The following is a 14,334-nucleotide window of genomic DNA, read 5'->3' as shown; positions in this document are numbered from 1 at the left end:
TTCAGTAATTTTAATGTTATAAACCTACGTTAATACCAAATGTGATTGTGCGTGGCTGAGGGGCTGAATAGAAGTCGACACCTAAGTTGATGTTACCCGACTGGTAATCAGAATTAACCTCGGGGTCCCATCCTTTGTATTTGGTAATTAAAAATAAGTTATATGCATTTGCAAACACCCTCACTTTTTGTAATCCCAGCTTACTTATCGCTTTTTTAGGTAAAGTATATCCCAATGTTGCCGTTTTTAAACGTACATAAGAACCACTTGATAAGTACCTGCTTGATGGACTAACACCATTGCCATAAAATAACCTTGGCTCGGGCACATCAGTGATATCACCTGGTTTATCCCAATATTTTAACTGATCAACAGTTTGGTTATCGAAACCGTTACCAGCACTTGAGCTCATGTACTGGCCCGCACTATTGTATATTTTATTACCAAAAGATCCCTGAAAAGTGAATGATAAATCAATACCCATATAACTGAAGGAGTTGGTGAAACCACCAATATATTTAGGTGTTGGATTGCCCAATACTACGTTTTGCGCAGCATTAAAATCACTTGTTTTGGCGCGGTCAAGACTGCCATTAGCTTGCTTAGTGTTCAGATAATATAAGGCATCGCCGTTAGCAGGATCAACACCTGCATATTCACGGCCATAAAATACACCTATTGGTTGTCCTTCAATTACACGGTTCAAATCATTTGTCCCCAAAACCTGTTTGTTAACAAAAGTTATTATATTTTTATTATAGGCAGCGTTTAATGAACTGGTCCACTTAAATTTGCCAACGAAAATATCGCCTGACAGCTCAAGTTCGAAACCCTTATTATATAACTTACCTAAATTTTGCACCTGTGTTGAAGAGGGAACACCTGATGGGTTGGCAACTCCCAAAGTTCCGGGAAGATTTACATTCAATAATAAATCACGTGTGTTTTTTCTGTAATACTCAACAGTACCTGATAAGCGGTTGTTAAAAAATCCAAAATCCACACCTACGTCAAATTGCCCGGTAGTTTCCCATTTTAAGTTAGGATTACTGATTTGGGTAAACTGCTGTCCGGCAGTTCCGTTATAATTTGCCGGTGCAAACAAACCAAGAGACGCAAAATTACCGATTTCGGCATTACCGGTTAAACCATAACTGGCTCTTAATTTCAAGTTGCTTATCAAATTGCTGTCTTTTAAAAAATCTTCCTGAGATAAGATCCATCCTATTGAACCTGAAGGAAAAAAGCCATAACGATGATTAGGCCCAAATCTTGATGAACCATCGATCCTGGCACTTCCCGCTAACAAATACTTATCTTTATAAGCATAATTAGCTCTTAAGAAGTACGACAAGAAACTAAATGCTGTACTCAAGGAAGAACCATCGGTTTTAACTGCAGCGGCCGACAATTTTTTATAAGCATCAGATGGAAACTGATTTCCCTGAATGTCATTACCGGTAGTTGTTGATTTTTGATAACTTGTACCTAAAACCACATCAAGCGAGTGATCAGTACCGAACAGCGTCTTATAGCTAAAATAATTATTGGTGTTATAATTTAAAACTTGTGTAGTGGTGTTTTCGCCAAACCCATTATCAGTGGCTGTATTACGGAAAGTCAGCGCTCCGAAATAGCTGTCTTCCGCCTGATTTAATTGGTCAATACCAAACTCCGAACGGAAAGTAAGGCCCTTAACTATCTCCCAGTTTGCATAAACATTACCTATAGTACGATACACATTAGCTTTGTAAAAAGCATTATTTTTACTGATCAATGGATTATAATACAGCGGAAAATCTTCTGCTTCGCCAGGTAAAGTACCACTTATTAAACCGCTGCGGGGGTCAATTAACGGCGAAATTGGTGAGAGGGCAACGATTTGCAATGGAGTACTAAAAGCATTATCGTTAGATACCCTGTCATTTATAGTATTAGCAAAGCTAAGGTTCATCCCTATACTAAGCCTTTTATCTATTTTAGTATCCAGGTTTAATCTTCCCGAATATCTTTTAAAGTGGTTACCTATCAATATACCTGCTTGATCCAAATATTGACCACCCAAATAGTATGTTGTTTTTTCATTACCACCAGATATATTCAGGTCATAAATTTGCTGCGGTGCACTTTGAAATGCCTGGTTCTCCCAATTGGTGTTAATTTTTCCAGTTTTCCAATCATCAGTTCCAGCTGATAAAAAGGTAAGATTATCCTCAACATATGATTTATAATCGGCCAATGCATCGTCAAGTGTGTCATAATCCCCATTAGCATAATCCTGCTTGGCGGCGCCAACCCCGGCCCGCTGTTCAATTTGAACAAATTGCTTGGCATTAAGAAAATCCCGGTGCCTTGAAGGATTACTTTTACCATACTGCGCAGTAAAATTAATTTTGGCTGTACCAGCTTTCCCTTTTTTTGTTGTTATAACAACTACACCATTTGATGCACGCGCACCATAAATTGCTGATGCAGAGGCATCCTTCAACACCTGTATGGACTCGATATCATTAAAGTTAATATCAGCAAGCGGACTTGTTGAAGCAATTGTACTTGACAGGTCACTGGTAGTAATAGGCACACCATCCATAATATAAAGTGGTTGGGTACCGGCCGACACTGACGAAGTACCGCGAACACTTATCTTGATACCCTGCCCCAACTTTCCGTTATCAGCCTGCACCAAAACGCCGGCAGCTTTACCTTGTATAGCCTGCTCAACTGATGTAGTTGGTGTACCTTCTATTTCTTTAGATGTTACAGATGCTATAGAACCGGTGATGTTTGCGCGCTTCTGAGTACCATAACCAACCACAACAACTTCGGTAAGCTGTTTTGAATCGGCTGCTAACTGAACATTGACAACATTGCCATTAATTGGCTCTTCGGATAGTTTAAAACCCAAAAAATTAAAAGTCAAAATTTTGGCGGTTGATGGCACACTAAGCTTGTAACCACCATTAATATCGGTTTGGGTGCCCAATCCGGTGATTCCCTTTACGGTTACGCTTACTCCAGGTAAGGGTGAGCCGTCTTTCTGATCCGTTACTTTACCTGTAATAACCCGGTTTTGGGCAAAACCAAGGGTAATACAAGTACATAACAACAGGATTGTTAGTAAATGTTTCTTCATAAAAGTTAATATTGTTAATTAAGAAAGTAAGTTCGTAAAAAAAATGTGCAAAAACAACAAAAGCCTTAAAAATACGTTACGTCCATTACAAAAATGTTATTATCGCACATTAAAACAATAACACTCAGTTAAAACAGCATTAATATCTGTCCTTTTTCAACTTTATCACCGGGCTTTATCAAGATCTTTTCTACTGTTACATCGGCCGGCGATTTGATAATATTTTCCATTTTCATGGCTTCAAGAACAAAAAGATTATCACCTTTTTTTATATTATCTCCTTTATTTACAAACACTTTAAGCACTAAACCCGGCATTGGTGCCTTTATCTCACTGATCCTGGCATTGTTTAAGTTACTAAATCCAAGTTTATCAAGAAGTATATCAAACTGATCTTTAGCCTTTAGATGATAGGTGTGGCTATTAACCTTTATTTCAGCAGTTTTTTCGCTACCGTTAAAATTAACTATCTCGACATTATATGAACGGTTATTTTCAATAACGTGATAGACAGCCGGTTTTAACTGTTTGACATCCGCGTCTCTTTTAACCCCGTCAACAAGCAAATCTCCGGCAGCAGTCCTTTCGACTTCGATACTGTACAGGTCATTAACATTTAATTTGTACATAGGATTTAGATTTGGTGATACGCGGTTTACATGCAAATTATTTCACCGCTGACATAAAACTAAAGATATTAATTAAATCGCAACGAAACAATGAACAAACTAAATCCTTAACTGACAGTTTGAAGAAAAAATCACCGTGAAAGATGAGGGTAAATAAGGAACCTATTGAGTAAAAATATACTGGATTAAATTTGCACCCATTTTAAGGGCCTTTTGGCGGGCTTCCTGGGTGTCACCGGCATAAGTGCCATAATCCTCCCAACCATTGCCCAAATCGCACTCATAGGTGTAAAAACATACAACCCTGCCTTTGTATATCAAACCAAAACCCTGGGCACGTTTGCCATCATGCTCATGAATTTTTGGCAGGCCGTTAGGGAAGTCATACTTTTGATGATAGATGGGGTGATTAACCGGCAACTCAACAAAATCAAGCTCAGGAAATACCTTTTTCATCTGCGGACGGATATATTGATCGAGCCCATAATTATCATCAATATGCAAAAAGCCGCCACCGGTAAGATATTTGCGCAGGTTACGGGCCTCCTGATCGGAGAAAATCACGTTGCCATGCCCCGTCATAAAAGTAAAAGGATAATTAAATAACGAGGCACTACCTGCTTCCACTACCTCATCGTCGTCATCAAAATTGGTTTTGAGGTTTTCATTACAAAATTTGATGAGGTTAGGTAAAGCGGTGCGGTCGCCATACCAATCGCCGCCTCCATTATATTTGAGGCGGGCAATTTTATAGGCAGGAACATTAAAGCTGCTCATTGCTATAGCCGCAGATAAAACAACCAATGCTAACCTAATTCTTTTCATACCCTGTTTAAAAAATTCACTTCAAAGCAGGCCTCCAAAGCAGCAGTTTCAGTACGCAGGCGGCTTGTACCTAAAGATATTGGTTTAAACCCATTGTGCAAAGCCTTATCAATCTCGGCAGGGGCAAAATCCCCTTCCGGGCCTATCAATATTAAATAACGCCCCTGCAACGCCAATTCGTCTTTCAAATTCGATTTATCACCGGGTTCGCAATGGGCAATAAATTTTTGCCCATCAAAAGGTTTATCCAATAGCTGGCTTAGCGTTAAAGGCTCGTTTAATACCGGATGATATGCTTTAAGGGATTGTTTGATAGCCGCCGTAATGATTTTATTTAAACGCTCAACCTTGGCTTCCTTACGTTCTGAGCGCTGGGTGACGATCAATGATACTTCATCGATACCTATCTCTGTAGCTTTTTCCAAAAACCACTCCAGGCGTTCAATATTTTTAGTTGGTGCTACCGCGATATGCAGGTAATGACTGCGTTTTTCAAACCCGGTAGTTACCGACGTTATTTTAAGAATGGTACGTTTAGGGTGCGCGTCATGGATCTGGGCGGCATACAGTCCTCCCCTGCCATCAATCAACTGTACTTTATCGCCTGTTTCAAGGCGCAGTACACGTATAGCGTGTTTGCTTTCCTCTTCGCTAAGAAAGTATTGGGGATGGGAGGCGTCAATATCAGGTGTATAAAAAAGTTGCATTATGGGTAAGCAGATTAATGTAAATCTACTGCATCTTCTTCATTTATCAGTAATTCGAGTTTAACTGATTCGATATTCTGATCTGATTTTTTTAGTACGGTGATATTATATCCGTTAGATTCCTTCTGCTCGCCTACATCCGGGATCTTGCCGAAGATATCTCCAAGCCAGCCCGATACGGTGTCAAAATCGCCATCTTCGGGTAAATCATGAGGCAAGTGCTCGTTCACATCATAAATTGATGCGAGCGCATTTACAACAAACTCACGCTCATTAATCTTTTCAACAATAGGCTTTTCCTCATCATACTCATCCTGGATCTCACCTACAAGTTCTTCTACTATATCTTCCAGCGTAACCATACCGGCAGTACCGCCAAATTCGTCAAGCACAATGGCTATCTGAATGCGCTTTTGCTGTAGCTCGGCCATCAGGTCATTGATCTTTTTTGTTTCGGGGATGAAATATGGCTTGCGGATAATATCCTTCAACACGATCTCTTCATTGCGGGCCAGCAGTGGTAAAATATCCTTAGCATGCACAATACCGATGATCTTATCTATCACATCATCGTAAACAGGCATCCTTGAATATCCTTCATCAATGATCATGTCCAGCAACTCTTGTTTGGTTGAGGCAATATCTACACCCGAGATCTTGGTACGTGGTACCATAATGTTTTTAACCACACGCTCGTTAAAATCAAACACATTCTGGATCAGTTCATGTTCATTTGAGTCGAGCGCACCAGTTTCCTTACCTTGCTCCAGCAAATATTGCAGTTCTTCAGAGCTGTGATGGGTTTCACCACCTTCAACAGAACTTATGCCCAATAATTTTAAAATAAAATTGGCAAAATTGTTAAGCACCCATATAGCCGGCCTGAAAACCACAAAGAAAAATCTCAGTGGCAATGAAACGGCCATTACCGTACGTACCGATTTCTGGATGGCTAACGATTTAGGCGCAAGCTCACCAAAAACGATGTGCATGATGGTAATAAAGCTGAAAGCTAAGATATGACTGGCCGTAATATAACCTGGAGAAAGGGTTATACCCACACTCAGGAAAGCGCGGATCACGAGGTTGGTGGCAACTTCTTCGCCCACAACACCGAGGGCCAGTGAAGCAATGGTAATACCCAGCTGTGTGGCAGCCAGGTAACCATCTAAATTATGCAGTATGCCCCGGGCAACTTTGGCAACGCCGCTGCCCCCCTTGGCTTTAATTTCAATTTGCGAACCCCGAACCCTCACCATGGCAAACTCGGCGGCTACAAAAAAGCCATTGAGTAACACCAAAAATATGGTAGCGAAAATGTAAAATAAACTAATCTCGTAATGTGCGGGGTCCATTTATTTTATGATTGATACACAGGGAACGTAGACTTGTACAGCTCCAAACTCTCATTTATCACTTTATGAGCATAACGTACACCTAACAAATGTTCGATAGTTACGTTTTTGCCTTCTAACTTCTTGTAGTCTTTAAAAAAGCGAACAATTTCGGTCATGGCATGCGGAGGCAGCTCATTTAAATCGTTAATGTAATTTACAGACATGTCGTTTTTAGCCACAGCTATGATCTTATCGTCCTGCTCACCATTATCAACCATGTGCATTACGCCTACTACCTTAGCCTCAATGATCGACATCGGGAAAACATCAATAGAGCAAAGCACAAGGATATCCAAAGGATCTTTATCATCACAATAAGTTTGAGGGATAAAGCCGTAGTTAGCCGGGTACATTACCGATGAAAATAATACACGATCGAGTTTTAACAAACCTGACTCCTTATCAATTTCATACTTTGCTTTTGAACCTTTAGGGATTTCAATGATAGCGTTTACTACTTCAGGAATATTATCACCCGGTGAAACCTGGTGCCATGGATGTTGAGTACTCATTTATTCTTTTTTATAGTATAAAAATATTATTAACTAATCTACTTTTTCTTTTTCGCTCTTTTCAGCAAATTTCTTCCTAACGTAAGCAATAACCAGCGGAATTGTTGTAACTACAATCAATCCAAGTACAATATACTGAAGGTAATCCTTTAATTGGGGGAACTTTCGCCCTAAAAAAAATCCTCCCAGGGTAAACACGCACACCCAAGCTACGCTGCCAATAAGGTTAAAAATAGAAAACCTTTTGATGTCAACCTTAACAACTCCTGCAAATATAGGGGCAAATGTTCTAACAATAGGGAAAAATCTCCCTAAAATAAGCGCCATCCCCCCATGCTTGTTGTAAAATTCGCTGGCCAGCACCACGTAGCGCTTCTTAAAAAAAAGCGAGTCGTTTTTATTGAACAACACCGGCCCCGTTCGGTAACCAAACCAGTAACCAGTAAAGTTGCCTAATACACCAGCGCCTATTAGCGACAGTACCAGCGTAGTTATAGAAACATCAACTTTACCCGCCGCACACAATAAACCCGCCATAAACAGCAGATAATCGCCGGGCAAAAAGAAACCAAAGAATAAACCGGTTTCGGCAAAAACAACAATAAGCAAGAGATAAAAACCACCCCTGCTTATTATGGATTGAGCGTCAGTTAAATTTTGAAGGTATTCCCAAAAACTTTCCATTCACTATATCTGTAAAACTACAAATATTATATCAATTTGCAGTTATTAATACTGATTATATGAAACGGGCTATAAGATCGGGATAAACGCCTATAAGGATTGTAGCTAATGCCGAAACTGCAAATACAACTCTGTAGTAAACCGGCACCGTAAGTTCTGCACGTTCGCCATCACGGAAATACATTGCAATGATAACCCTGAAATAGTAGAAAATACTAATGATAGCGTTAATTACAGCTATAATAACCAAACCGATATGGTAACGGCTTACCGCTCCCGAAAACATGAAGAACTTACCAATAAAGCCTGCAGTAAGCGGGATACCGGCTAATGAAAGCATAGCCACAGTTAATACAAATGCAAGGAAAGGGTTCTTTTTTCCAAGCCCGTTAAAGCTTTCAAAGTTATCGCTTCCACCTTGCTGCTGCACCAATATTAAACCACCAAATGCTATGATTGATGCTATTGAGTAAGCAGTAGCGTATACAAACACTGAATTTCCCGAAGCAGCGCCTAACGATACAATAGCAAATAAAAGGTACCCAGCATGCGAGATACTTGAAAATGCCAGCATCCTTTTAAAGCTTTGCTGGTATAAAGCAGTGATGTTGCCTATAAACAAGGTGATGATAGTGATCACCAATAATATAGGTGTCCAGAAATCAGATAGTGGCTGGAAACAGGCAGAGAACAGACGCAGGAAGGCTGCGAAGCCCGCTGTTTTTACAACTGTAGACATGAACGCGGTAATCAGTGTAGGTGCGCCTTCATATACGTCCGGAGTCCAGAAATGGAAAGGTGCAGCACCTACTTTAAAGCATAAACCTACTATTAGAAGGGCTATGCCTGTATAAAACATCGGGTCGATATGCGGATGATTAATTACATACTCCCTGATAGCATCCATATTAAATGAACCTGATGATCCGTATAATAAAGCCATTCCAAAAAGCAAAAAGCCTGTTGAAAAAGCGCCCATCAGGAAATATTTTAAAGCTGCTTCGTTTGATGCAAAATCACTCTTTTTAATACCGGCGAGGATGTATAAGCTAACTGACATGATTTCGATGCCGATAAACAACATCACCAGGTTATTAAATGAAACCATTACAATAATGCCGGCCAACGAAAACAGGATAATGGCATAATACTCGGCAGTGTGCCTGCTGATCCTTTCAAAGTAGCCTTTTGACAGCAGCAGGATCAGGATAGTAGATATAATGGTAACACTTGAAAATACAACAGAAAAATTATTGAACAGCAGCATGCCGGTATAAAGTGGCTGGGCTGTATCTTTTGAAGTCCATTGGCAAATTGCAAAACCTAAAGCAGCCAGTAATCCTATAACAGTAACGGGCAGCAAAGCCTTTTGCGCTTTATATAACCCTAAATACAGCAGCACTATAGGTAAAACAGATATGATGATTATAGTATTCATTCTTTTCTTTAAAATCTTAAACCTACATTGTAAACTTTGAACCTATCTGGTTTACCAGTTGCGTTACCGCAGCCTCAGATATATGCAGAATAGGCTGAGGATAAATGCCTAATACAATTACCAGGACACAAATTAAACACAACGTAAACTTTTCAGTACCGCTAACATCGGTAAAGGTAGCCGTAAGCGCATTAGTTTCGCCCTGCATTACATTTTTGTACATGCGTAACATGTAAACCGCACCAAAAATAATGGTCAAGCCGGCTATAGCTGCCAATACAAGATTTACGTAGTGTTGTACACTAAAATCAAATACACCTTTTAGCAACAGGAACTCGCCAATAAAACCATTGGTAAGCGGTAAACCCACTGTACCCAATAATATAATTAGGAAGCCTATTGCAAACCTTGGAGCTACCTTCGCGATGCCGCCAAGCTGGCTTATCTCGCGGGTGTTTAGCCTGCGGCTGATGATATCCCAGATAAAGAACATACCAACAACGTTGATACCGTGGTTAAGCATCTGGATCATGGCACCCTGAACACCGTCAATATTCCAGGCAAAGATACCTGCGGCAATCAGGCCAACGTGTGCTATTGATGAATAAGCAACCAGTCGCTTACCATCCTTTTGCTTAAAGGCGATAATTGAAGCGTATACAACACCGATAACACCGAGGATCATAGCCAAAGCCTGGAAGTGGAAAAAGCCAAGCGGAGCGTTAGGGATCATCCAGCGGATAACGCCGTAAATACCCATTTTAAGCATGATACCCGATAGCATCATGGTACCGCCTGATGGCGCTTCGGTATAAGTATCCGGCTGCCAGGTATGGAAAGGGAACAAAGGCATTTTGATGGCAAATGCCAGGAAGAATGCCCAGAAGATCCAATTCTGGTGTTTAACATCCAAAGTCATTTTATAAAAGTTGTGGATGTCAAAAGTTTTGTCGGGTGATTGCAGGTACAGGTAGATAATACCTACCAGCATGAACAGTGAACCGGCAAACGTGTAAATGAAAAACTTAATGGTGATACGGATGCGGTTTTCACCTCCCCAAAGGGCACAGATGAAATAGATAGGGATTAGCGCCGCTTCCCATCCAACGTAAAACAAAAATCCGTCGAGGGCGGTGAACACAACCAGCATGCCGGCTTGCATAAACAAAATGAGGCCATAAAAAGCACCCTCGTTTTTATATTGGTGCTGATAGGTTGTTAAAATAATTAAGGGTACAAGCACAGAGGTCAATAAAACCAGCACCATGCTAATCCCGTCGATACCGGCACTAAAGTAAATTCCATAACTGCTGATCCACGGCGCATCGATAACAAATTGGGTTGATGCATCCGGAACAAACTTGCTTAAAAATATAAGCGCTATTACCAGTTGGGCAACAGAGAAAAATAATGCAGCATGTTTAGCTATCCCGTTTTTAAGCAGGGCAACTATAAGGGCGGCAACTATTGGCAAAAAAAGTAATATACTAACGGTCATTTTTATGTTGCTAAACGCTTATCGTTTATATTTTAGTTAATCCAAATACGCTATACAGTAGTACCGCGATAATTCCCAGTACCATTATGAATATGTAAAAACCTACGTTACCAGTTTGCAGCAGGCGCAGGCCTTTACTGGTTTCAATTGTTCCTTTACCAATCCCGTTCACCAAACCATCGATACCTAAACGCTCTATGATATTATAGAAGAAGTCTGAAAGCCAGTCGAGCGGTTTACGAACAATCAGGTCATAAAGCTCGTCAAGATAAAACTTGTGGTATGATAAAGTGGTCAATGCTGGGCGCTCCTCGGTATCGGCAACTGGTACACTGCCATTCTTGGCATATTTAACATAGGCATAAAGCATAGCTGCCAAAGCCAGTGCAACAGAAGTGCCCATTAGTCCCCACTCAAGGCTGGCAGACATATGGTGCTCGCCCAGTATCTCAGTCGACTTGGCAAATACAGGTGCAAGGAAGTGCTCCAACTCGTGGTGCCCACCCATAACTTCCGGCACGCCAATAAAACCACCCACTATTGAAAGAATAGCTAAGATGATAAGCGGAACAAGGATGGTTGGAGGCGATTCGTGCAGGTGATGTTCCTGGTCATGCGTACCGCGGAACTTACCGTAAAAAGTAAGGTACATCATCCTGAACATATAGAAAGAGGTAAGCAATGCAGTGAAAGCACCTACAGCCCAGAATACCGGGTTATGCGCATAAGCATGTGCCAGGATCTCGTCTTTAGAAAAGAAGCCTGCAAATGGAGGGATACCCGCGATAGCGATGGTACCGATCATCATAGTGATGAAAGTAACTTTGATCTTTCCTTTTAATCCACCCATTTTACGCATATCCTGTTCACCGCTCATAGCGTGGATCACAGAACCTGCACCAAGGAATAATAAAGCTTTGAAGAAAGCGTGTGTTAATACATGGAAGAAAGCACCGGTATAAGCGCCAACACCCAGGCCTAAAAACATATATCCTAATTGTGATACTGTTGAATAAGCCAACACCTTTTTAATATCTGTTTGCGTTAATGCGATCAATGCCGCGATAAGTGCCGTTGCCAAACCTACATAAGCGATGATCCCCATCGTATCAGGCGATAAAGTGTAGAATATGTTTGAGCGGGCAATCATGTAAATACCAGCAGTTACCATGGTAGCAGCGTGGATCAAAGCCGAAACCGGTGTTGGACCGGCCATTGCGTCAGGCAACCAGGTAAATAACGGCAATTGCGCCGATTTACCGCAGGCACCAATAAACAACAATATAGTGATTATAAACAGCGGGCCTGAGCCTGACTTCATAGTAGCCACCTTTGGAAAGATCTCCGCGAACTGGATACTGCCGAAAACATAAATTATAGTGAAGATGCCTAATAAAAAGCCAAGGTCACCGATGCGGTTCATTACAAAAGCTTTCTTAGCTGCATCTGCATAATCAGGGTTCGTAAACCAGAAACCGATAAGCAGGTATGAGCATAAACCTACTCCTTCCCATCCAATAAACATGATGAGGTAGTTTGAGCCTAAAACCAGCAGTAACATGAAGAACACGAACAGGTTCAGGTAAGCAAAAAACTTTCCGAAACCTTCATCATCATGCATATAACCTATTGAATACAGGTGGATCAGGAAACCAACGCCTGTAATGATCAGCAGCATGATAGAACTTAACTGATCGATCAGAAATGCGAAAGGGAATTTCAGCGCACCAACTGCAAACCATGTAAAGTAGTTAACGTTGATAGCAGCTCCGGTTGATTTAACCTGGAAGAAAACCGCAAGACTTAAACCAAATGATACCAGTACCAGTAAACTGCCAATAAAGCCAATTACACTTTTTGATAACGAATTACGGCCAAGTCCGTTTATAACAAAACCGGCTAACGGTAATATAGGAATAAGCCAGATATATTTATCCATGTTCGATGTTGTACGTTTTACGCGTTACGTTATACGTTTTAAATTATCAGATCCTTCATTACCAGGATTAAGTAGTCCGCTTTCAAACATCTCTGTATAGTTGGGGATTACTTCGTACCTCGCAATGACGTTTAATATTTTTTAATTCAGTCAATTATTCAGTTTCGAAATCATGATTCGAAACCTACCACTTCAACCTGTTCAGTACGTTGATATCAATCGAGTTAGTGTTACGGTAGATCATTACGATGATAGCCAAACCTACTGCAACTTCGGCAGCGGCCAGCGCCATGATAAAAAATACGAACACCTGCCCGGTAGCATCGCCCCTGTATACCGAAAACGCGGTAAGCAAAAGGTTAACCGAGTTAAGCATCAACTCAACCGACATGAAGATCACGATAGCATTACGGCGGATCAATACGCCCATTACGCCTATAGCAAAAATGATTGTGCTTAACAGTATGTAATGATTAAGCGGCACGGCGTGCATAGTATTTGTTAAACTTTCCATTATGCTGCTTTAGGTTCTTTTTCTTTAGTAGCCAATAATACCGCGCCTACCATTGCTGATAACAACAATACCGACGACACTTCAAAAGGCAATAAAAATTCGTTGAACAATACTTTACCGAGGTTTTTTACAAGGCCCAGGTCGGGATTTTGCAATATTACCGGGTTTGACGTACCTATCAGTTTAAGCGATGATGCAACAGCTACGGCTAAAATGCCACCGCCAAAAACACCTGCTACCTTAACCATAAATGGTTTAACAGGTTCGCTCTCTTTATTAAGGTTAATAAGCATCAGCGTATACAGGAATAATACCAATATAGCACCCATGTAAACAATGAAATTCACAATTGCCAAAAATTGCGCATTAAGCAAAATGTAGTGTATGGTGAAAGTGAAAAAAGTAAGGATCAGATATAGGATACTATGTACCGGATTTTTGGCCGAGATTACCAATATCGAAAAGAATATGGACAAAAATGCGATGAAGTAAAATGTACTCATGTTTTTATTTACAAAATACCTTTACCATTTTAGGCAGGGCAAAGGTATAAAACTTCTTTATTGATTTAAGGGCGCTTCTACTAATTTGTCTTTACCGTAAATAAAATCCTTCCTTAAGTAATCGGCAGGAACAATATCACCGTCAAGATAAATAGCTTCCTTAGGGCAGGCCTCTTCGCACAAACCGCAAAAAATGCAACGCAGCATGTTGATTTCATAAACAGCAGCATACTTCTCTTCGCGATATAAATGCTCTTCCCCTTTCTGGCGCTCAGCAGCTGTCATGGTAATAGCTTCCGCAGGGCATGACAATGCGCAAAGGCCACAGGCTGTGCAACGCTCTTTACCGTTCTCATCACGTTTTAAAGAGTGCATACCACGGAAGTTTTCCGAAAACTCACGCTTTTCTTCAGGATAACTGATGGTTACCGGCTTTTTGAAGAAGTGTTTCATTGTTGTGGCCAGGCCGCCAACAATAACAGGCAGGTAAGCGCGCTCCAACAAAGTGAGTGGCTTAACTTCCAGTACTTTTCGTTTATTGCTTAATGATTCCAT

13 protein-coding genes are annotated in these 14,334 nt (G+C 40.8%); all 13 read right to left on the bottom strand.

Annotation, left to right across the window (positions count from 1 at the left end):
* Window positions 1-16: 16 nt before the first annotated feature.
* Window positions 17-3,133, bottom strand: coding sequence for a SusC/RagA family TonB-linked outer membrane protein (locus tag AC1DUD_RS22045; RefSeq protein WP_477378383.1), 3,117 nt, complete (start codon window positions 3,131-3,133; stop codon window positions 17-19).
* A 128-nt stretch (window positions 3,134-3,261) separates the two neighbouring features.
* Window positions 3,262-3,762 (bottom strand): acyl-CoA carboxylase biotin carboxyl carrier protein subunit, encoded by a 501-nt coding sequence (locus AC1DUD_RS22040; protein ID WP_477378381.1) that lies wholly within the window; start codon window positions 3,760-3,762, stop codon window positions 3,262-3,264.
* 162 nt (window positions 3,763-3,924) lie between these two features.
* Window positions 3,925-4,587: a DUF4159 domain-containing protein gene (locus AC1DUD_RS22035; protein WP_477378379.1), complete on the bottom strand. Its 663-nt coding sequence runs from the start codon at window positions 4,585-4,587 to the stop codon at window positions 3,925-3,927.
* On the bottom strand, window positions 4,584-5,294 hold the full coding sequence (locus AC1DUD_RS22030; protein WP_477378377.1) for a 16S rRNA (uracil(1498)-N(3))-methyltransferase: 711 nt from the start codon (window positions 5,292-5,294) through the stop codon (window positions 4,584-4,586). Before AC1DUD_RS22030 ends, AC1DUD_RS22035 begins: the two co-directional genes overlap by 4 nt.
* 14 nt (window positions 5,295-5,308) lie before the next feature.
* Window positions 5,309-6,649 (bottom strand): hemolysin family protein, encoded by a 1,341-nt coding sequence (locus tag AC1DUD_RS22025; protein WP_477378375.1) that lies wholly within the window; start codon window positions 6,647-6,649, stop codon window positions 5,309-5,311.
* Between the two features lie 5 nt (window positions 6,650-6,654).
* The gene (locus AC1DUD_RS22020) at window positions 6,655-7,203 is read right to left on the bottom strand and encodes an inorganic diphosphatase (protein WP_112575925.1); all 549 of its coding nucleotides are present in this window, start codon (window positions 7,201-7,203) and stop codon (window positions 6,655-6,657) included.
* Window positions 7,204-7,236: 33 nt separating this feature from the next.
* Window positions 7,237-7,887, bottom strand: coding sequence for a DedA family protein (locus AC1DUD_RS22015; RefSeq protein WP_477378372.1), 651 nt, complete (start codon window positions 7,885-7,887; stop codon window positions 7,237-7,239).
* 55 nt (window positions 7,888-7,942) lie between these two features.
* Window positions 7,943-9,325, bottom strand: a complete 1,383-nt coding sequence (locus AC1DUD_RS22010) for an NADH-quinone oxidoreductase subunit N (protein ID WP_477378370.1) — start codon at window positions 9,323-9,325, stop codon at window positions 7,943-7,945.
* A 22-nt stretch (window positions 9,326-9,347) separates the two neighbouring features.
* On the bottom strand, window positions 9,348-10,823 hold the full coding sequence (locus AC1DUD_RS22005; RefSeq protein ID WP_477378368.1) for a complex I subunit 4 family protein: 1,476 nt from the start codon (window positions 10,821-10,823) through the stop codon (window positions 9,348-9,350).
* Window positions 10,824-10,848: 25 nt separating this feature from the next.
* Window positions 10,849-12,762, bottom strand: coding sequence for an NADH-quinone oxidoreductase subunit L (gene nuoL, locus AC1DUD_RS22000; protein WP_477378366.1), 1,914 nt, complete (start codon window positions 12,760-12,762; stop codon window positions 10,849-10,851).
* A gap of 184 nt (window positions 12,763-12,946) precedes the next feature.
* On the bottom strand, window positions 12,947-13,276 hold the full coding sequence (gene nuoK, locus AC1DUD_RS21995; protein WP_090533902.1) for an NADH-quinone oxidoreductase subunit NuoK: 330 nt from the start codon (window positions 13,274-13,276) through the stop codon (window positions 12,947-12,949).
* Entirely contained in the window at window positions 13,276-13,779 is a 504-nt protein-coding gene (locus AC1DUD_RS21990; protein ID WP_477378364.1) for an NADH-quinone oxidoreductase subunit J family protein, read from the bottom strand. Before AC1DUD_RS21990 ends, nuoK begins: the two co-directional genes overlap by 1 nt.
* 57 nt (window positions 13,780-13,836) lie before the next feature.
* Window positions 13,837-14,334, bottom strand: a complete 498-nt coding sequence (locus AC1DUD_RS21985; RefSeq protein ID WP_091217133.1) for a NuoI/complex I 23 kDa subunit family protein — start codon at window positions 14,332-14,334, stop codon at window positions 13,837-13,839.

The organism is Mucilaginibacter sp. P4_A11 (assembly GCF_056402535.1).
The sequence above is the reverse complement of the archived record's forward strand: the minus strand, read 5'-3'. Positions and strand labels throughout refer to the sequence as shown.